The sequence below is a fragment of the Fictibacillus sp. UD genome (genome assembly GCF_043558025.1).
In the GTDB taxonomy this organism is placed as follows: Bacteria; Bacillota; Bacilli; order Bacillales; family Fictibacillaceae; genus Fictibacillus.
The window spans coordinates 61444-82236 of record NZ_JARUHH010000004.1 but is presented as its reverse complement, the minus strand read 5'-3'; the positions used below and the strand labels follow the sequence as shown (position 1 = coordinate 82236).

At 35.1% G+C, this 20793-nt stretch carries 18 protein-coding genes; 4 read left to right on the top strand and 14 right to left on the bottom strand.

Annotation, left to right across the window (positions count from 1 at the left end):
• Positions 1–35: 35 nt before the first annotated feature.
• From P8610_RS08470 to P8610_RS08455, 4 genes are all read right to left on the bottom strand, one after another.
• Entirely contained in the window at positions 36–1373 is a 1338-nt protein-coding gene (locus P8610_RS08470; protein WP_394603987.1) for a nucleotide sugar dehydrogenase, read from the bottom strand.
• Between the two features lie 32 nt (positions 1374–1405).
• On the bottom strand, positions 1406–2419 hold the full coding sequence (locus P8610_RS08465; RefSeq protein WP_394603986.1) for a Gfo/Idh/MocA family protein: 1014 nt from the start codon (positions 2417–2419) through the stop codon (positions 1406–1408).
• 218 nt (positions 2420–2637) lie between these two features.
• Entirely contained in the window at positions 2638–3957 is a 1320-nt protein-coding gene (locus P8610_RS08460; protein ID WP_394603985.1) for a flippase, read from the bottom strand.
• A gap of 3 nt (positions 3958–3960) precedes the next feature.
• Positions 3961–5232 (bottom strand): glycosyltransferase, encoded by a 1272-nt coding sequence (locus tag P8610_RS08455; protein WP_394603983.1) that lies wholly within the window; start codon positions 5230–5232, stop codon positions 3961–3963.
• A 259-nt stretch (positions 5233–5491) separates the two neighbouring features.
• Here P8610_RS08455 and P8610_RS08450 point away from each other — a divergent pair, with 259 nt between their 5' ends.
• Together P8610_RS08450 and P8610_RS08445 are read left to right on the top strand one after the other, a co-directional pair.
• Positions 5492–5731, top strand: coding sequence for a cell wall-binding repeat-containing protein (locus P8610_RS08450; RefSeq protein WP_394603982.1), 240 nt, complete (start codon positions 5492–5494; stop codon positions 5729–5731).
• A gap of 122 nt (positions 5732–5853) precedes the next feature.
• A complete protein-coding gene (locus tag P8610_RS08445) occupies positions 5854–6963 on the top strand; it encodes an N-acetylmuramoyl-L-alanine amidase (protein WP_394603981.1) in 1110 nt (369 codons plus the stop codon).
• A 42-nt stretch (positions 6964–7005) separates the two neighbouring features.
• Here the strand turns inward: P8610_RS08445 and P8610_RS08440 are convergent, their stop codons facing one another.
• Positions 7006–9177: a N,N-dimethylformamidase beta subunit family domain-containing protein gene (locus P8610_RS08440; RefSeq protein WP_394603980.1), complete on the bottom strand. Its 2172-nt coding sequence runs from the start codon at positions 9175–9177 to the stop codon at positions 7006–7008.
• A gap of 20 nt (positions 9178–9197) precedes the next feature.
• Entirely contained in the window at positions 9198–10916 is a 1719-nt protein-coding gene (locus P8610_RS08435) for a cell wall-binding repeat-containing protein (protein WP_394603979.1), read from the bottom strand.
• A gap of 194 nt (positions 10917–11110) precedes the next feature.
• On the opposite strand from P8610_RS08435, the gene P8610_RS08430 reads away from it, so the two are divergent.
• A complete protein-coding gene (locus tag P8610_RS08430) occupies positions 11111–11545 on the top strand; it encodes a hypothetical protein (protein WP_394603978.1) in 435 nt (144 codons plus the stop codon).
• 44 nt (positions 11546–11589) lie between these two features.
• On the opposite strand, the gene P8610_RS08425 is transcribed toward P8610_RS08430, so the two are convergent.
• Positions 11590–13008, bottom strand: coding sequence for a cell wall-binding repeat-containing protein (locus P8610_RS08425; protein WP_394603977.1), 1419 nt, complete (start codon positions 13006–13008; stop codon positions 11590–11592).
• 219 nt (positions 13009–13227) lie between these two features.
• On the opposite strand from P8610_RS08425, the gene P8610_RS08420 reads away from it, so the two are divergent.
• Positions 13228–14154: an LCP family protein gene (locus tag P8610_RS08420; RefSeq protein ID WP_394603975.1), complete on the top strand. Its 927-nt coding sequence runs from the start codon at positions 13228–13230 to the stop codon at positions 14152–14154.
• 33 nt (positions 14155–14187) lie between these two features.
• Here P8610_RS08420 and rfbD read toward each other — a convergent pair whose 3' ends face one another.
• From rfbD to P8610_RS08385, 7 genes are read right to left on the bottom strand one after another with little or no spacing between them, the layout of a single operon-like run.
• Positions 14188–15036, bottom strand: coding sequence for a dTDP-4-dehydrorhamnose reductase (gene rfbD, locus P8610_RS08415; RefSeq protein WP_394603974.1), 849 nt, complete (start codon positions 15034–15036; stop codon positions 14188–14190).
• On the bottom strand, positions 15036–16046 hold the full coding sequence (gene rfbB / locus P8610_RS08410; protein WP_394603973.1) for a dTDP-glucose 4,6-dehydratase: 1011 nt from the start codon (positions 16044–16046) through the stop codon (positions 15036–15038). Before rfbB ends, rfbD begins: the two co-directional genes overlap by 1 nt.
• 15 nt (positions 16047–16061) lie before the next feature.
• Entirely contained in the window at positions 16062–16607 is a 546-nt protein-coding gene (gene rfbC, locus P8610_RS08405) for a dTDP-4-dehydrorhamnose 3,5-epimerase (RefSeq protein WP_394603972.1), read from the bottom strand.
• Between the two features lie 6 nt (positions 16608–16613).
• Positions 16614–17507: a glucose-1-phosphate thymidylyltransferase RfbA gene (rfbA, locus tag P8610_RS08400; RefSeq protein WP_394603971.1), complete on the bottom strand. Its 894-nt coding sequence runs from the start codon at positions 17505–17507 to the stop codon at positions 16614–16616.
• A 16-nt stretch (positions 17508–17523) separates the two neighbouring features.
• The gene (cps2T, locus tag P8610_RS08395) at positions 17524–18678 is read right to left on the bottom strand and encodes a beta 1-4 rhamnosyltransferase Cps2T (protein ID WP_394603970.1); all 1155 of its coding nucleotides are present in this window, start codon (positions 18676–18678) and stop codon (positions 17524–17526) included.
• Positions 18675–20066, bottom strand: coding sequence for a glycosyltransferase (locus P8610_RS08390; RefSeq protein ID WP_394603969.1), 1392 nt, complete (start codon positions 20064–20066; stop codon positions 18675–18677). The genes cps2T and P8610_RS08390 overlap by 4 nt, the downstream gene beginning before the upstream one ends.
• The gene (locus P8610_RS08385; protein ID WP_394603968.1) at positions 20063–20776 is read right to left on the bottom strand and encodes an acyltransferase; all 714 of its coding nucleotides are present in this window, start codon (positions 20774–20776) and stop codon (positions 20063–20065) included. The genes P8610_RS08390 and P8610_RS08385 overlap by 4 nt, the downstream gene beginning before the upstream one ends.
• Positions 20777–20793: the final 17 nt, after the last annotated feature.

Sequence of the window (20793 nt, the reverse complement as noted above, 5' to 3'; positions counted from 1 at the left end):
TAGCCATATGAATGGTTATCTCATCCTGTCACTTTTTATAGTAAATGATATTTCTTGATTGAAGGAGCCTGGTTCTTAAGTGCATTACGAGTATCAAAGACTACAGGGCTGTTTTCTGCGATCATATCGTAATCAAAGCTAGTATGATCTGTTGTAAGCATTACGAGGTCAGCACCTTGTAAAAGTTCCTTTGAGATTTCGTGCGTTTTATGCATTTCACCATTTAGCTTAAACTCGGTTACATGCGGATCTACTACAACCCAATCAGCGCCAGCAAGTTCAAGCTTCTCAAGAATTGGCAATACAGGAGACTCACGCATATCATCGATGTCTTTCTTATAAGCAACACCAAGTAATACAACCTTTGCTCCATTTAATGCTTTCTTGTCTTCGTTTAGAATTTTCATTGTACGTTCAAGTACGAAATCTGGCATTTGGTTGTTGATTTCACCAGCTGTTTCGATTAAACGTGTATGGTAGTCATACTCACGAGCTTTCCAAGTTAGATAGAAAGGATCGATCGGAATACAGTGTCCACCAAGTCCTGGACCAGGGTAGAACGCCATAAAGCCATATGGCTTAGTTGCCGCTGCGTCAATTACTTCCCAAACATTGATGTCCATCTTATTACATAGAATCGCCATTTCATTAGCTAGTCCAATGTTGATGTTACGGAACGTATTCTCAAGAATTTTTTCCATTTCTGCTACTCTCGGGCTAGATACTTCATGAACATCACCTTCAAGAACAGAACGGTACATTGCCGCTGCGATTGATGTACATTCAGCAGTCATACCACCAACAACTTTTGGTGTGTTCTTTGTGTTGTATACTTTGTTACCTGGGTCAACACGTTCAGGCGAATAGGCTAAATGAAAGTCTTTACCTGCAACAAGGCCGCTCTTTTCTAGGATCGGCTTCAAAACTTCTTCTGTTGTTCCAGGGTATGTTGTACTTTCAAGAACAATTAGCATACCAGGGTGAATAAATTTCGCAATCTCTGTAGCTGAACTTTCAACATATGAAGTATCTGGCTGCTGATACTTGTCCAACGGTGTTGGTACACAAATAGCCACAGCGTCAACTTCTTTAATTAGCGAGTAATCCGTTGTAGCAAGAATTTGTTTTGATGAAGTTAATTCTGCTAACTCTGCGTCAACTACATCACCAATGTAGTTAATGCCGTCATTAACCATTTGTGTTCTTTTTTCTTGAACATCAAATCCGATTACTTTATATCCTGCTTTTGCTTTTTCAACAGCAAGAGGAAGACCTACATACCCAAGACCTACCACACCGATTGTTGCAGTTTTTGATTCGATCTTACCTAATAATTCTTTTGAAACTGTGCTTAATTCTAATTCGTTAGACATTCAATATTCCTCTCTTTCAGGGGGAGATTACTTTATAGTTTAACTGGTTTGCTTGTATCAGCAGATTCATATAGCGCAAGCACAAGACTTAACGCACGTTTTCCGTCTTCACCCGTTACAATGGGTTCACGGTTTTCTTTTATTGCCTCTACCATATCTTCAATGATGCACTGATGACCAGGTTTTCCAAACGGATCGGCTTTAACAGATTCCATAAGATCTGTTACCTGACTTTCATCCATTTCTTTCACATCCCAGTGCTGGACATAATTAGCCGTTTTTCCGCCAATCTTAATTGTACCTGTTTCACCAAAGATACTCAAAGATTCTTCATAATTTGATGGATAAATCGTCGTTGCCGCTTCAATAATTCCTAATGAACCGTTTTTAAATCGCACAACACCCGTGGAAACATCTTCTGCTTCGATGTTACGCAATCTTGTAGCTGCCATGCTGTATACCTCATCAACCTCTCCCATCGTCCATAAAAGCAAGTCAAGGTTATGAATAGCTTGATTCATTAAAACTCCGCCATCAAGAGACTTAGTACCTCTCCAAGGTGCTTGATCATAATATTCTTGGTTTCGATTCCAGCGAACTGTCGCATTGGCATGACTAAGCTTTCCAACTAAGTCTGCATCAAGTGCCTTTTTCAATTCCATGATCGCTGGACGGAAACGATTCGGATGAACAACCGATAATTTCACATCATTTTCTTTACATGCTGAGATAATAGCATCTGTATCCTCGATCGTAAGTGCAATCGGCTTTTCAACTACAACATGTTTTTTAGCATTTGCAATCTGAATAGCAATCGGAGCATGATACCCGCTCGGAGTACAAATGTTTACCACTTCTAGGTCATCTAATTTTAAAAGCTCGGCTAAATCAGTAAAAGCCTGAACACCATATTTCTCTGTATAGTACTCCATGTTCTCTGGAATCATATCGCATACTGCAATGAGTTTTGCACCTTCTGCGTTATCAATTGCCTCTGCATGTTTCTTTGCGATATGTCCGCAACCAACAATGGCGAAATTAGTCATCTAGGTAACTCTCCTTTTAACTAAATGTTTGTTAACTAGTTAAATCCAATCAATATTTTATACTAATTAACAATAATATCAATAAATTTCATTCTCTCTCTAGTACTACTAAACATCATTTCGTTAAACATTTCACATTTTTGACTTTTTTAGTTTACCCGTTTTGCAGGTATTTCCTTCCTCTTTTGAACAAATTTATGATAAGTAGAAAATTCTTATCATGCTCTTAACTTTTGCAGAAGTGTTTTATAGATAAGGAAATCACTCTTTTTCACGACCAAGAAGTTCAAATACCCTTCTCCAGTAAGCCTCTTAAAAATAATGATTTTCAATATAAAGCTAAAGAAATAAGTAATGGTAGTCGATACAGCAGCACCTACTACCCCAAATGCAGGAACCATAAATAAGTTTAAAATAACATTGAAAATAACGTTATAAATAGAAAGATACATATTTAATTCAGGTTTACCTCGTCCTGCAATGTCATTTGAAAGAACCTTCTCTACTGCAAGAAGTGCAAAGCCTGGAAGCATTATCTTTAATAATAGCGGTGTTTCTGTAAAGCTCTTATTAAAGATGGTATAAACGATAAAATCAGACAGCACAAAAGCAACCATAGCCATAAGAATGGTAATTAAAAAGACATTACGGCTTACGATTGATGTGATTCGATTCCGATCGGCTTCAGAATTCGTTGAACTGATTTTGGGATATAAAACACTTGAAAAGGATACAGCGAAAATAGACAATCTCTCACCTAAATTCATCGCTGCACTGTATCTGCCGACAGCACTTCCCGTTGAAAAATAACTTAAAATAAAAACAACGGTCCGGTAGTTCAGAAAGCTGGCAAAGTTACTTACATGTGCCTTTAAACCATAGTTAACAGACTTCTTAAAGTATTCCCATGAAAAGCTATTCCACTTAAAAGATACGCTATGATGACTTACGAGCTTATAAATCATCGTAATAACTGTAATGGCGTTACCGATGATAAAAGCAGATAGTGCACCCTTGAGTCCATAATCTAAGAAAATAACAAAAACGACAGCAAGACTAAGAATTGACAGCTGGTTTTGAACCATAAGTGTATTAAATGCCTTGAAGTCTTGAAGCCCTTGAAAAACGGTTTGAAAATACTCTCTTAAAAATAGGAATGGAACCGCAAGCAAGCTCAGATACACTAAAGATAACGGTGTATCTTTAAACAATTGCTCCGAAAAAAAGATAACCGCTATCAAGCCCACAAGTACACTTATTATGCTTAACAGCGTTCCAATAATAATGTTGTTGTTAAAAACCGTATTTAAATCTACTTCTTTTCGGCTGACAAAGTAGATCGTTGATGTATTTACCCCTAACGTCAGGAAAGTAAGCAATACAGTAGGAAAAAGAGTCAGGAGGGTATAATCTCCAAACCCTTCATCTCCTAAATACTTTCCTAGAACAGATAACAAAAGCATACCTATTACAATGTTTGATATCTGTCTCGTAAAGGTAATAAAACTATTTTTAATAAAACTGCGGTCTGTACTCATAAATTATATTCCCTCAAATTCTCTTAACAACTTCGCAAATTGTGAATAATTTGTTTCAGAAAAGAAGTCTTCTTTCCATTTTTCATAAGCAGCTGTTCGATAACTTGCTCTTTCATCTACACTTAATGAAGCAAAGTGATCTATTTCTTTAGCAAGTTCCTCTGTATCGAAGTCTTTTTCAATAAGCTTCCCGTTATTTGAGTCTACTAATTCTTTTGTTCCTCCTACATCCGTTGCAAAGGATGGAATGCCGTAACTATAGGCTTCCATAATGGAAACAGGTATTCCTTCGCTGGAGCTTACATTAATAAACAGATCTATTGGGTGTGTTTGATAATATTTCAGAACTTCTGCATTCTTCTTTCGGCCAAGAAATTCACATTGAATGTTAGACGGCAATTCTTGGTGTACTTTCTTTTCCAATTCTTCTTTTAAAGGTCCATCTCCAATATGTGACCAATAAATCTGCTGTTTACACTTCTTCAAAGTATCAATAATCAAATCTAAACGCTTAACAGGAAGCATGTTTGAACAGGAGACAACTCTAAGTATTCCATCACTTGAAGCAATAGACTTCCCTTCAGCCGATCTTGTACCGAGTCTGCTCACTGCAATTTTTTCTGAGACCTCTGGATAGGATTTCTTTAGATAGTCACTTCCATCTTGAGAAATCACAAATACTTTGTCTAACCAGCGGACTGTTTGCTTTTGAGCTGGCATATAAGGCGTACTATGCCTATATGCATATAGGTCTCCCCCATGTGCCCTGCTGATTATTTTAATAGAAGGTTCGATTTCCTTCAACATAGCTAACGCGGTAGCAGAAGGTCCTAGCCAGTAAGAATAAAATACGGTTTCAGAAAGGTTATATTGATTATCTTTTAATATCTTTGAAAGTTGATTTCTTATCTGGACAGCTAAACCAATCCAATTGGCCACTTTAAACATGGCTGATGTGTATTTAGGTATAAAGTATTTACATTCTTTTATAAACCATGTTTTCCCTTGAGAATCTCTAAACAACTTCTTCATTAAATCTGTTTTCTTTAGCGAGGAAGGAGAGGGTGTAAAATTAAAAACTTTAGTATTACTAGGTGTTTCCCTCGCGTCCACAGAGTAATCATTAATATTCACAGGAATGATGTGAACTTTTTCAAATTGATTACATAAGTACTTAATTTCTGTCTCTAGAAATTCTTCTCCCGGTGGAAAAGGAAATCGGCTTGATAGGATAACTAATTGTTTATTTACTCTATCTAGATTAATTGAATTCATTTCTATAAACTCCTATATCTTAAATAATTTCAACTATCATAACATATCAAGGCTTGTTCACCTCACTATTATACTTTATCCATACGTAAGATTTGTTCAAACCATAAAAATTACCATTTGTCTAAATAGAACGAAAAACCTATAAACATGTAGAATTTTGCTCCGATATTATTATCGTAAAAAAAAATTCCTACCTATATAAGAAGGGAGTGTATTTCTTCGCAGGACTATGTCGGACAAAAATAACAGGAGTGTACCTATGTTACGTAAAATCATTTTAACGATAGTTTTAGCCGGAATCTTCCTTCTTCTTAATATCCCTCAAACGGAAGCAGCTGAAGTACGTCTTGATGGTAAGAATCGATTTGAAGTTGCCGTGAACGTATCAAAAAAGGGATGGTCAAATTCTAATACGGTAATTTTAACGAATTACCTTGCATACGCTGATGCACTATCTGCTTCACCTTTAGCATTTAAAAAAATGCTCCCATATTATTAACGCAAAATCAATATATTACCCCGGCTACAAGGAATGAGATTATTAGACTTAAAGCAAAAGAAGCTGTCATTATTGGTGGTACAGGGAGTATTTCAAATCAAGCGGCAAATGAATTAAAATCAATGGGACTAAATGTTACAAGAATTGATGGAAAAGACCGCTTTGTCGTTGCACAAAACATTTCTAAGCAGTTAGCAAACAAGGGGAAAGCTGTTATTGCTTATGGCTTAAACTTCCCTGATGCTCTCGCGATTGCTCCTTATGCTGCTAGAAATGAATATCCGATCTTACTGACTGGCAAGGACTCACTGCCTTCAGCAACAAAGGCGGCATTAAAAGAAAAACAGATTACAAGTACATTTATTATAGGCGGTGAAGGAAGTGTAAGTAATTCCGTAAAGAGCCAACTTCCCTCTCCTTTAAGAATTGGTGGCGCAAACCGATTTGAAGTTGCAGAAAATGTAATACGTCAGCTTAATCTTCCCACACAAAATGTGTTTTTATCATCAGGGATGGATTTTGCAGATGCACTGACAGGGTCAGTATTAGCAGCAAAAAAGAATGCTCCTTTGTTACTAACTATCCCAACAAGACTACCAAATGAAACAAAGAGCATTATTAAGGATAAAACGATTCATGCATTTACTATCTTAGGAGGGAATGCTTCAGTAAACGGAACCAGCACAGCACTCTTAGGAAAAACGATTGTTCTTGATCCGGGACATGGTGACCATGATGCAGGAGCAAGTGGTAATGGCTTACATGAAAAGGATGTTGTATTAGACGTTGGATTACGTACTCGTGACAAAATGGTGAATGCAGGTGCTAAAATTGTTATGACGAGAACTACAGATACTTTCTTGGCGTTAAAAGAACGCTCTGCTATCGGTAATAATTCTGGTGCGGATTCGTTTATCAGTATTCACTCAAATGCTGCCGACAATCCTTCTGCTCACGGTACAGAAGTATATTATGATACTTCTTTTAGCAGTTTTGAGAGTAGAAGGTTAGCTGAAGAAATACAAAAAGAACTGGTTAAACGTATAGGGACAAGCGACCGCGGAGAGAAACAAGCTAACTTTCATGTTATTGATGCTACAAGAATTCCGAGTATCTTAGTTGAACTTGGTTTTATTACGAATCCTACTGACGCAGCAAAATTAGGTTCTCCCACTTATCGTCAAAGATCAGCTGATGCTATCTATTACGGTACTGTTAACTTTTATAACTAAAAAAAGGATCTCGGGATAATTCCCCGAGATCCTTTTTCATTTTTAGTGACCAAATCGCTTCAATACATTGTTTACCATTTTAGTTAATTGTGAATCAACAGCTAAGCTGCCTCCAAAAGTAATTGATCCCGTAGAGAATACGCCTCCTCCGCCTGGATGATCATAATAGATCATATCAGCTCCAGCACCTGATGTATTTGTTCCCTTAGCCAATAAAACATAATTCTTTGGTGTATAACGATCAACTTGATCTGTTTCCCAGCCTGAAGCACCACCATTTGAACCATTTACTTTATTTAATCCAGTCCGTCCAATCAGCTCTCCTTTTTTAATGCCTGTGTTAGAAAAAATCCAGTGAGAGTTGTTTATGACTTTATACGGAGCAGGGATTGAGAACCCTGTAGATCGGTAACCTACTCCGACTAAAGCTGTTTCTGGCATTCCTATTTTATAAAGATTTCCACCTTTTTCAGAAGTAAATGAATGATTACCACCGTCTTTCTTTACTTCAATTTGGTTCCCTTTTAAAGCAACCTTCCAGTAGATTCCGTTACCGGATAAATATAAGACGTTTCCGCCACGTTTAAGGAAATTCTCCAAGCCTTTATACATTGAGGTAGACCAGTATTCACTATGTGTACTAATAATTAAAGTCTTGTAAGAGTTTAATAGTGAAGGGTAATTATGTAAATCAAATTCAGTAATCATGCTATATGGATGGTTGTTTTTTTCAAGCCACGACAAAATATGCCGCTCTCCATTCGCTAAATGCCCTTCATTTCCGGTTGGAATGGCACCTGGATTTGGCCTGTTCGAACTAACCACTTCATTGTATTTCCTTGTGCCATTTACATAGCTGTAGCTGTATAAGCTTTTTCCTCCCCAGTTATTGTATGCTTCCCAAGTGTTAGTTGAGGCTAATACAGCAATATCATCTCTTTGTGGAGTTTTCTCTTTAATAATAAATGTTACATGGAATTCATTTGTCCCATCTGATAACTTTGCAGAATACATACCGGTTGGCCAATTCGTTGGTAATTTATAAGAATAGCTCGTTTTCCAAAATGCACCTGCACGATAGGAGTCCGTAAAATATCTTTGAGAGTTTCCTGTCATGTAACCAGTTTGAAAATAACTATTTATTTCTTCACCATGCCTGAAAAAAGAAACAGAATATCTGTTGTTTGGCGCATGTACTTTTAGTTGAACAGTTTCTCCAGGAAAGTAACTGATTTTGTCACTGTAACCCTCTAAAGTATGAGTATTTTCTACAGGTCTTAGAATATTTGCAACTCCCCCTTGAACGGAGGCTGCTCCTCCTAAAACTGTAAAACTTTGAATATCTTTTTCTATTATTATTTCTCTAGTCGTATCAGGAATCGCATCAGGTCTTGTCAGTAACATAGGTGCATTGTTTTTAGCTGCTAGAACAGATCCTGTTAATGCATCTGCAAACGTTAAACCGGTAGAGATATAGCTGCGGTCAGAATTCATATTTAACGCGCGAATAATATTTGTGGCTACTTCAAATCTGTCCTTACCGCCTATTCTTTGTCGATTTGGAAGCTGGTTAAATACAGAAGGACCTACACTTCCTTCTCCGCCGACAACCAGTGTACTGTTTCGGCCCGTTAACGCATGCATCGTACTCTCTGGAATGCTGTTTTGCAGCGTTAATAAAATAGGGATGCCATTTTTAGCTGCATAAGGAGCAATGGTTAATGCATCAGGAAACTTTAGGCCATTAACTACAACAGCTCTCTGTTTATTATCAAGCTTCTTTGAAATATTCAGTGCAACTTCGAATCGGTCCTTGCCACCGATCCGTTCCACAGAAGGAACTATTGCTTTAATCTCTCGCAATACAGAATCGGTTACACTTGCCGGCCCACCGACAATAGTAACTTTCTGAGGACTTAATCTAGTAATCTCATCTTTCGTTGCTTTTGTTAAAATATTTGCTTGTGTTAAGAGAATTGGCCCATTCTCTTGTAAAGCGAGAGGAGAGGACGCAAGAGCATCAGCAAAGGTGTTGTAGTTAGCTATTACAACAGTATCTGCACCGCTTCCCCAGCCCTTTTTAGAAACGTTTACAGCTACATCAAACCTGTCTTTTCCGTCCAATCTTTCAACAGAGCCTGCGGCATAGACTGGACTTTTAATTGTGAAAAACATGCAGCAAATTAAAACTGCAGCAAAAACTATTTTTTTCATAACTCTACCCCTTAAATCAATTAGTGATGAAACTTTGTATACATAGACTTTTCTAATGAATTAAACTGCGAAGCGACAGAATGATATCCAATCGCATACCGACCCTGTTCTGGATGATATTCTTCATACGATTCCATTGCATTTAAAATAAACGGCTTATCAAATTCCTTTTCTACTACACTCGTATACTTTTGAAATGGAATATTAATTCTAGCAAACCGATCTGTATAAACTGAAACAAAATACAAAGTCTTAAAAGGACTAACAACGGCATCCTTTTCAAACGATTTTAAAGTTTTTCCTATTTCAGCATGCGGCTTATGAACGTCATATATAGACATAGTACGAAATTCTGCATTAGGGAACATTTTAATGTACTTATTCACAACAGGTTTAATATTCTCTTCCGTAAACTCATTTAAAGGTACAATATCCGAAAACACCTGATTATCCGGAACTCCAATTGCCTTAGCTGCATGAAGGAAATCCTGTTCCCTCGCCTCTCCAAACAATTCTTCAGTCAAGTATCCATGTAAGTATTGTTCTGTTATCGGATCATGATAAGTTTTGTGAATGGAACAATATGCTTTATGACCCGATAAAAGATTCGATGAAGATTCCCCATCATATACTCCGTTTAATATTTCTCTGGCACCCGAATCTTCACCCTTTGAAAGCAAAACTAGATACACTTTTCTCCCTTTTGATATTTGGTTTCTTATGTCAATCGCGTATGTTAATACCTCGTCATCTGCATGAGGAACAAAGTAAACTACTGGATTCGTTACTTTTAAGTTTGATAATATAGTTTCTGTTTTTTCTTGAATCGAACCTTTACCTCCCAAGATTACAAAATCTTTTATTTGTTTTTCGTTTATTATAGTATTGCTTGCTGCCGGTAAAACTTCTGGCCGCGTTAACAGTAATGGTGCATCGTCTTTTGCAGCCGTAACCGAACCTGTTAATGCGTCTGCAAATGATAACCCTGTTGCCACGTAAGCTCCATCAACCCTTGTATGTAATTGCCGTATTATATTTGCTGAAACTTCGAATCTATCATCCCCCCCTATGCGTTTAGGAAGAGGAAGTTTACTATAGACTTCTTTCCCAACACTTCCTTCACCACCAATAACAAGCGTATTCTTTTTGCCTACCAATGCTCTCTTGGTGCTTACAGGTAATTTTTTTTCAGTTGTAAGCAGGATGGGATATCCTTTTTTAGCTGCATAAGGAGCTATGGATAGCGCATCGGGGAATTTCAGGCCATTTGTAATGATTGCAGTTTGCGTACTCCCAATTCTTTTTGCCAAATTCTCCGCTACTTCAAATCGATCCTTTCCCCCTATTCGCTCTACCTCCCCAACTAAATGATCAACTTCACGTAATACACCGTCTGAAACACTGCCGTTTCCGCCAATTATGTATGCTTTTTTAGGATGAAGACGAAGAATCTCATTCTTTGTAACAGCACTTAGTTGATCCTTCTGAGTTAAAAGAATAGGTCCATCTTCTTTATAGGCAAAAGGTGAAGCGGCCAATGCATCAGCAAAAGACGTGTAATTTGCTATTAATATAGTACTTGAACCTTCTGGCCATCCCTTAATGGAAACATTAACAGCAACCTCGAAGCGGTCTTTTCCAGCTAGTCGTTCCAATTGATTCCCAGCCGCTTCAACAGACTCTACAAAATAAACCCAAGTTGATATCGTAATAAATAGATACGCAAATAACCTATACAAATTTATAACCTCTTTCTAGATGTTTTTCCAAGTTTTCACAATAAAATATTATAGCAGAAAAAGTTATTGAAATGTACATAAAATGGAAATTATTTATATATATTTTCCAACACTTTTATCCATATGTTGACATTTCAATGTTTTAGAAATATAGTTATATAATGCTAGTTTGTAGAAGTTTAGGAGTGTAAAAGATGAAAGAATTTATTAAACTAACAGCCGAGGCTGTAAACCACCTTCACGACCTTTTAGAAGACTTCTCTGCTGAAATGGGATATCAACTAACAGATAAAGATCTTCATTTTTGGATTTTCGGGGTATTAGGAATTTTATTTTTTATATTTGTACATTTGCTATTTATATGGATCTCTACTTTAAGCATGACAGCCATATCTTTCTTATACACGTTTACGGTTTTACTTGTAGTAGTTTTTGCAATCGAAATTCAGCAAAAAATAACCGGAAGAGGAAATATGGAATTTGCGGATGCCATTGTAGGTTTATGGGGCTTTCTGGTCTTCTTTTTTGTTTTTTTGGCTGTTAAGTTTTCATATATGCTTGTTTCCTATATGATTAAAACAAAAAAACAGGAAACAAAAGAAACAAAAAGATTTCGAAGTTCTGCATAATAGGATGAAAAAAGTGCTGACCACATGGGACAGCACTTTTTATATTAAAAGATCTGGTCTTTAATTTTATCTGTAACCGTAGCAGGTCCGCCTAACATCCAAATTCTCTTTAACTCATTGCTTAAATAAGCCACTGAATGTGCAGGTACATAATCTTTTTGTATAAGTACAACTGGTCCCTTATTAATCCACGCATGGCGAGATCCGGATAAAGCATCAGCAAAAACCAGACCGTTCGCTAAAGCAGCATTATTCGGAGTGGGATAAAACTTTTTGGCTATTGCCAAAGAAGTTTCAAATCTATCTTTCCCGGCAATTCTCTCAACATTTATAACTCCAAATGATTTCAATTCGCCTTCAACAGACACGGGAACCACTCCCGTTCCACTCACAACATATACCTTTTTAATCGTCGGGTGCTTCTTAAGGTATTCCTTGATTTCCGGTTTTAATGTATTGCCCCACTGTAGCAATATCGGTGTTTGGCGCTCTGTTGCAACAGGTGCCACACTTAATGCATCACTAAATACGAGACCATAGACAAGGAACAATTCAGTTGGAGCTGGATTAGTTATTTCAGCTATTTTAAGAGCAACCTCCAACCTGTCTTTACCGCCTATACGTTCTACAGGAAAATGCTTTTTAAATTCTGATTCTATTTTTGTTGATACAGTCCCGGTTCCACCTAAAATATATACTTTTCCAGATGGTTTTAATAACCGTTTGGCTTCAACTATTTTAGACTGAATGATTGCATCATTGTCTGAAATCAGCAAAAGTGTACCGTTTTTCTTTTTATTTAGAACCGAACCAACCAGTGCATCGGAATATTTCAAACCGCTCGTTATAACAACGGAATCCAGACTTTTGTCAGGAATTTCATTATTTAAGTTCTTCTCGACCTCAAAACGATCTTTCCCGCCATACCGAATAAAGTTATTGTTTTCATCATGTTCAAATAATAAATCATATGTATATTCTTTATCCAAATGAGAATATCGTTTCATTTCAAAAATAAATTTTCCAGTTAACTCACTGATTCCACCATGTTTTTTAATTTCATCATGGCTACTTAAGTATCTCTTAGAATACGTATACAGTCCATCATCATGGGGAGGATCAACAAATATCTTTATGTATTGACCGTTTTTTAACTGTGCATAAAGGGTGCTTTCTATATCTACATTATTCTCACTGCTATCCCAGCTGCGTTCCAGTTTGAAACTCACATACCCAGAAAGCCCTTTTTCACCTGCCGTAAATTCAAAGCGGTCTAGTTGTTCATTAATAGACCATTTTTCTTCAGCAGCGACACTCCACATCCCAAATTGATTTTCTGTCATTTTAAGTCGTTGATCATCTGGATCTAAGAATACAGTTGTACTGTGAGCGTTTACACCTATTGCTGAAAAGCTAGACAATACTATGGCTGCCCCTAAAAATGATGATATGAATCTTTTCATTTTCGACAATTCCTCCTTTGAATTTACAAATTCATACATATTTTTTATCGGTTAAATCCATTTAGTTTCAAGAAAAATTTTCCTGTTGTAAAACTTTTTTCTTTCAAATTAGCCCCTTTTTACTAAAAATAATTCATTATTTATACATACAATTTATGGATTAAATTACTTATAATGATATAATGAAAGTTGTACATTTTAGAGATTGGGGATTCAATGATGAGAGAATCACGCATTAAAAAAAGAAAGAAATGGAAGAAAATTTTACTTTCAGGATTTATAGTTTTTGCAGTTTTACTTGCAGTTGGATTAGGCTATGCATATAACCTCTACAGTCAAGTAAACCAAGCAGCATCAAAAATGCATGAAAAGATTGATTGGCAAGGATCTGGTAACCAAAAAGAAAAGATTGAACAAAAAGAACCACTAAATATTCTTTTAATGGGAGTAGATGAAAGATCTGGTGACAAAGGACGATCTGATTCACTAATCTTAATGCAATTAAATCCAGAGAATGATTCTATGACCATGTTAAGTATCCCTCGTGATACGCGCGTTGAATTAGCAGGTCGTGGAAAAATGGATAAAATTAATCACTCTTATGCTTTTGGCGGAACAAAAATGACAGTAGAAACAGTAGAGAATTTCTTGGATATTAAGCTAGATTACTATATCAAAGTTAATATGGAAGCTTTAAGCGAAATTGTTGATGCACTTGGAGGAATTACTGTAAATAATAGCTTAACTTGGTCAGATGAAGGCTATTATAAAAAAGGCTATGTGTATAAAAAAGGTGAAATAAATCTAAACGGACCAAAAACGCTTGGATACGTAAGAATGAGGCATCTTGATAATAACGGAGATTTTGGACGACAAGCCCGCCAACGACAAGTTATTAATGCTATCGTTGATAAAGGAGCTAACGTGTCTTCTATTAATAAGGTAGATAATGTTCTAGATGTTCTTGGTGACCGAGTTAAAACCAATATGACTTTTAATGAAATGAAAGATATTCAAAAAGGATACATTGGTACTAGAAAAAATAAAGCAACATTAGAATTAAAAGGTAGCGGTTCTAAAATTAATGGAGTTTATTATTGGGTACCATCTGACGAATCTTTAAATATTATAAAAAGTTCACTTTAATAGAAAAGAGATAGCAACTATGCTATCTCTTTTCTATTGATTATTTATATATTCTTTAAGTGCTTCTTTCCAATGTCTCATAGGAGAAAAGTTGTTTAACCTCAATGCCATATGATCAAAAACAGAATATTTTGGCCTAGGTGCTGGTCTTGGAAACTCATCCGTAGTACAAGGATTTAATTCTACTTTAATACTAGCTTCTTCAAATATAGTTTTTGCGAATTCATACCATGAACATGAACCCGAGTTTGATACATGATAAATACCATATTTTGAAGTTCTAATTAATTCAAAAATACAGGCTGCTAAATCCAAGGTATAAGTAGGAGCACCCAATTGATCATTAACCACCGATAACTTATCCTTTTCACTGCCTAACTTAAGCATAGTCTTTACAAAATTATTACCATGCTTCCCATACACCCAGGATGTTCTTACAATAAAAAATTTATTATGAAAATCTCTAACAAATTGTTCTCCGGCTAATTTTGTTTTACCGTAAACTCCAATTGGAGATGTTTGCATAAATTCATCGTATGGTTTTACTCCAGTGCCATTAAATACATAATCGGTGCTGATATATACCAATTTCGCATTAATATTTTCTGCAGCAACTGAAATATTTCTGGTTCCAATACCATTAACTAAATATGCTTTATCTACATCGGATTCTGCTAAATCTACTTGGGTATAAGCTGCTGAATGGATGACTAAATTGGGCTGAATTTTGAAAAACTGTTCGTCCACTTGTTCTTGGTTTGTAATATCTAAATCGTCACGGCCAAAACCATATACTTCAAAACCATTCTTGTCAGAAAAGTATTGAACTAACTCTTTTCCTAACTGCCCATTAGCACCTGTGATAAGTACTTTTTGTACCATTACTTTTCACCGTATTGTTGATGATAATAATTTAAATAATCACCTGATTTAATATTTTCCCACCATTCTTGGTTATCCATGTACCATTGAATAGTCTCAACAATTCCAGTGTCAAATGTATATTTCGGTTTCCAACCAAGTTCTATTGTTAATTTAGTTGGATCTATCGCATAACGACGATCATGACCAAGTCTGTCTTCTACGTACTTTATTAATTCCTTAGGAGCATTCAATTTCTCTACAATAAGATGTACGATATCGTTATTTGTACGTTCATTATGACCACCTACATTGTAAATCTCACCTGGTTTACCTTTGTGAATAACAAGATCAATTGCCGAACAATGGTCTTTTACGTGCAGCCAGTCACGAATATTTTTACCGTCACCATAGATAGGCAAATCTTTTCCTTCTAGTGCATTTGTTACCATAAGAGGTATTAGCTTTTCAGGAAAATGATATGGCCCATAATTGTTTGAACATCTTGTAATATTAACATTCATGCCAAAGGTTTCATGATAAGCACTAACTAATAGATCTCCACCTGCTTTACTTGCAGAATAAGGACTATTAGGATCCAATGGAGTCTCCTCCGTAAAGTATCCCGTTTCTCCTAATGAACCATAAACTTCATCAGTAGAAACTTGTACATATTTTGTGATATTATTCTCTCTCGCTACATCTAATAAGGCTTGGGTACCTAATACATTACTTTTAACAAAAATTGCAGGGTCCGTAATACTTCGGTCAACATGAGACTCGGCTGCAAAATTCACGAGTACATTTATATTGTATTTTTTTATTAAATAGTCTACGAGTTCACGATTATTAATATCACCTTTAACAAAAGTATATTTCTCATGACCTTCAATATCTATTAAGTTCTCTAGATTACCAGCATATGTAAGTAAATCGTAGTTTACAATATGATAGTTTGGGTAAGTTTCAATCATATGTCTAACAAAGTTACTTCCGATAAATCCTGCCCCACCTGTTACTAAAATGTTCATACTTTTGCACTCCTATTAAAAATTATTTTCAGCTTCTGCTAAAGTTGGATGTTGTTTATCCTTATCCGAGAGAATAGGATTGTTAACAGGCCAATCAATACTTAATGCAGGATCATCCCAAGCGATTCCGCGATCATGCTCAGGCGAATACAATTCATCAACTTTATATTGAACCTCGGTATCCTCAGTGATTGTACAGAATCCGTGAGCAAAACCTTTCGGAACAAGAAGTTGGCGTTTATTTTCAGCTGATAAAATGAACCCTTGCCATTGCCCATAAGTTGGCGAACTCTTTCGCATATCAATTATTACATCATAGATTGCTCCGCGTGTTACACGTATTAATTTAGTTTGTGCTTTAGGTGCTAACTGATAATGCATTCCACGTAAAGTGCCTGACTGTTGTGATAGTGAATGATTATCTTGAATAAAATTCATATCTATCCCATGTTTTTTATAAGTTTCTTCGTTATAGCTTTCCATAAAAAAACCTCGGTGATCCCCAAAAACTTTTGGCTCTATAAGTATCGCATCTGCAAATTTGGTTTCAAGTATATTCACTGTCAATCACCTGCTCAACATTTTTTCTAAAGTATTTTGATTTGCAAGCCTTAACATGTACTGTCCATATTCATTTTTGCTCAACGGTTCTGCTAGTCTAATTAATTGCTCTTTGTTGATATAGCCTTTTCTAAATGCGATTTCTTCTAAACATGCAACCTTCAAACTTTGTCGTTTTTCAACCGTTTCAATAAATGTCGAAGCTTCCAATAAGGATTCATGTGTACCAGTATCCAGCCAAGCAAATCCACGACCTAATAATTCAACTTGAAGTTTACCCCTGCGTAAATACTCTTCATTGACTGCTGTAATTTCTAATTCACCGCGGTCTGAAGGTTCAATAGATTTAGCAATCTCAACAACATCATTATCATAAAAATATAAACCTGTTACTGCATAAGTTGACTTTGGGTCAAGTGGTTTTTCTTCAATTGAAATGGCTTTACCACTTTCATCAAACTCTACTACTCCAAATCGTTCAGGATCTTTTACATTATAGCCAAATACTGTTGCACCTTCTGTACGAGATGCGGCACGTTCTAGTGTTTTAGTAAAACCATGACCGTAAAAGATATTATCTCCCAAAACTAAAGCTACAGAATCGTTTCCTATAAAATCTTCCCCAATAATAAAAGCCTGAGCTAATCCATCTGGAGAGGGTTGTACAGCGTAAGATAGATTAATACCTAGGTCACTGCCATCACCTAATAATTGCTCAAACCTCGGAGTATCACTAGGAGTAGAAATAATTAAAATATCCCTAATACCAGCAAGCATTAGTACGGATAAAGGATAAAAAATCATTGGTTTATCATAAATAGGTAATAACTGTTTTGATACAGCTCTGGTTAAAGGGTACAGTCTTGTACCACTTCCCCCAGCAAGTATAATTCCTTTCATTATGTTCGGCTCCTTTTTAATTTAAGAATAATGTCTCGTAATCATTTACTATCTTTTCCCAAGAATATTCATCAGTTATACGTTTTTTTGCCTTTGAAGACAATTCATTTATAAAGTTAATATCATATTGATCTACTTCATCCAAAAGAGCTGCTAAACTATTTTTTTCCTTATCAAAATAAACTGCTCCATTACTGCCTACTTCTTTATTAAAAACTACATTTAACAACAAATTTAATTTTGTTGAAGCTAACGCTTCTAACAGTGAGGGATTTGTACCACCAACTTCATGGCCATGAAGATAACCATATGCTTGCTCCCGAATTTTTTCTAATAAATCCTGGTCGTAAATGGTACCAACAAATTTAATACGCTTATCTTTTTGAAATTGTGTTTTATTTAATAAATCTTTATAGAAAGTATTTTCTTCTACATTTGATATTATCACTAAGTCTTTATTAGAATTAGATAGCATAAATTCACGAATCATAAGTTCATAATTATTCTCTGGAACAAATCTTCCAACAATTAAATAATAGTTCAATGGCATTACTTTATGTTTGTTTTGCCATTCTAAAAGCTTACTAGAATCATCAGATAAAACCGAGTTCTTTACAGTTGCTCCGTAAGCTATAAAAGTAGTTTTTGGTGAATAAGCAGCATAATCCTTTTTAATATATTCCTCAATGCCTTTTGAATCACATACTAGTAAATCTCCATGTTTAACCATCAGTCGTTCTGAGTATTTCCAATATTGTCGAATATAATAATTCCACTTACTTCGTTTCCATTCATGCCCATCAGGATTCACAAATAATGTAACCCCCAATTTCCTTAATTGTTTTTTGTAAGTTGAAATGAAAGGGCCAATTCTACAAGCCAAAATATAAATAATCGCATTTTCTATATTCTTTTCTTTTATATAACGTATACATTCTTTCAAGCTTAAAACATCATATAAGACTGCTCTAGCACTACCCATATTGGGTACCTTAACATTAAAGCAGCGAACATTTTGATAATAAAATTCACTGTTTTCAGAGCTCATACAAGAAACATGATATGATATGTTCTCGTTAACTTTGTAACGTGTTAATAGTTCAACAAACGTTTCAAAGCCTCCATACCGTGCAGGAATCCCTTTAGAGCCTATTATAAATACATTCTTCATTTCTTTTCTCCTAAAACTGAATCGTACAGTCCTTCAATTAATAGATGATGATCCTTCATAATAGAACTGAAACTTTCAGAACAAATATTAGAATTCCAAATTTTAATTTCATCCCGATTATGAATAGCATATTTAATTGCAGCAGATAATTGTTCTTCTACGGGATCTACGATTAATCCTGTAGAATTATGCTTAACGAGATCCTTAAAACCCACATAACTTGATACAATAGCGGGAACACCATGAGATAAAGCTTCTAATCCAATAAAACCAAATGTTTCTTTCCAAATACTTGGAATAACCAATATATCAATTTTGTTGAAAATATTTGTTAAATCCTTGTGTTCGTATCTCCCATAAAAAGTTATATGTTCTCTATCTTTATCTAATCTAATATTTTCGGCGTTGCCATATACATGTAAGTGCCAATTATATTCATCTTCTTCTAAAAGCTTTATCAAGCTATTCCTTAATAATGGAAAACCTTTATACTTGTCTATAGGACCCAAAAATCCAATCTGTAAAGGTATTTTCTTATCATACTTTTTTAATACTCTATTATCTTTTATATCTGAATGAGTTATTGAAATCACATCACTTTTTGTAGTTAAATGCTGTTCATAAACTTGTTTTGAAATCTCACTATTAAAATGAATTTTATCCATTTTAATCAACATATTTAAATAATAATTTCTTAATTGTATGAAGTTCTCTCCATTTGATTTTTGCTTTTTGTTATTTTTATTTTCTTCAGAAGAACGAATATTATTTTCTTTTATTCTTTGTTTTTTATTTGATTTTAATTTCGATATTATTTTATTGTTTTTAAAAGTTTTATATAAATGTGATTGCATCAGGTAAATCAATGGCAGACTATAAGAATTTAAATTACAGGTTTCGCACTTTAACCCCTTATCATAATCCCTACATGCATTTCCATTATGATCTATAAGATTTACTTTAGGGCATATTCCATAATAATCGTGTGAGCTGAAAATTAACTTCACACCCATGCTTTTTGCTAAAATAAGAAACTCATCATGTATACCCATTAGCGTGTGAAAATGAATAATATCAGGTTGTAACTTTGATAAAAAGTTATGATAGGCATTCTGTTCTTTTAATTTCTCCATAAATATAGAAGGATTTGTAATACCGCCTAGTAAAGGCACTGGTAATGGGTTAATTAATTCAAATATTGAGATGCCATTGGAGCTATCATTACTTTTAATCTTTGTTTTTTTTATTACAGGATTTATTTGCCCAGGGTAAAGCAAATTAACAGAGTGACCAGCCTCTACTTGAGATATCATTAAATCTATAGAATATTTGGTAAGACCACCGGTGCGATAAGGAGGAAGTCCTAAACTGTAATGAAGTATTTTCATTTTACTTTTAAAATCTCTTTTCGGTTTCTAATAATTTTTACAGGACTACCAACAGCTACACTATATGCCGGTATATCTCTATTAACTAGAGTATTTGCCCCTATTACACAACCTTCACCAATAGTAACACCATCTAAAAAAACACTTCCTGCTCCTATCCAGCAGTCATTACCGATTTTTATCCCTTGATTTGTAACGCCCTGTTCTCTAATTGGAATATCTAAACGATCAAATACATGATTTTCCGAATGAAAACGAATATTTTGCCCCATAATTACATTTTCACCTATACTAATTCCACCTGCAGCTCCAAAATATGAAAATTCTCCACAACCACTATTTTTACCAACTGTTAAACCTTTACCTAAATTCCTTATAGTTCCTGTACACTTTATTTTTGAAAAAGCTCCAATTCGAACATTATCTCCTAACTTTACTCCGTTTTTTGAAAGAGCATCAATTTCTACACTTTCTTCAAGGGTTACAGATCTTCCTAAACTAATTAATCTTTTATGATATAAAGTTACATTGCTTCCAAAAAAGACTATCCCGCTTTTATTCTTTATTCCAAATGATTTCAGTAATCCTTTTAACAACATGAAAATTCTTTTAAAGATAATACTTAACATATCAAGAAAATAAATATCTTTGTCTATTTCAAAATTGTCCTTTTTTACCGTACTAATAATTTTATTAATAACCTTATGCATCCCACACCTCAAATCAA